Source organism: Arthrobacter sp. 10T425, from assembly GCF_056393985.1.
In genome coordinates this window covers 1-523 of record NZ_JBFTGZ010000059.1, presented here as the reverse complement: position 1 = coordinate 523, position 523 = coordinate 1, and the positions used below count along the sequence as shown (strand labels likewise).

Genomic DNA, 523 nt, shown 5'->3' with positions numbered 1-523 from the left:
CACCGTGCTCGCCGACCGGATCGAGCGCGTGATCGTCTTCGGGCATCCGACGCTCAGCCGCGAGGTCGCGGCCCTGCTGCGCCGCACCGACCTCGAGGTGATCGCCGTGCGTCGCGGCGGCGAGCGGCTGAACCTCTCCGGCGCCGCGGTCGATGCGCGCGCGGTAGAGGTTGACATGGGCGCGGGCTCAGGCACGGACTCCGGCGCGGGCGCGGAGGCGTGGCTGGCCGCGTGGACCGGGTCCGAGGCGCTGTCCGCGGACGGCGTCGGTGCCGGTGCTGGTGCCGGTGCTGGTGCTGGTGCTGGGATCGACGGGCCGCTGGACCGCGCCGCGCTCGTGCAGGCGGTGTGGGCGGCGACCGGATCCGAGGATCGTCTGCTCTTCGGATCCTCCCGGATCGTCCGCGTGGCGGACCAGATCCTCAGGGGCAAGGACGTGCGCGTGCACGCCAACCGCGGGCTGGCCGGCATCGACGGCACGATCGCGACGGGCATCGGCATCGCCCTCGCCGCGGACGCCGGC

1 pseudogene is annotated in these 523 nt (G+C 75.1%); it reads left to right on the top strand.

Annotation, left to right across the window (positions count from 1 at the left end):
- Positions 1-523, top strand: a pseudogene (locus AC1DDH_RS20500) (2-succinyl-5-enolpyruvyl-6-hydroxy-3-cyclohexene-1-carboxylate synthase); the annotation flags it as partial.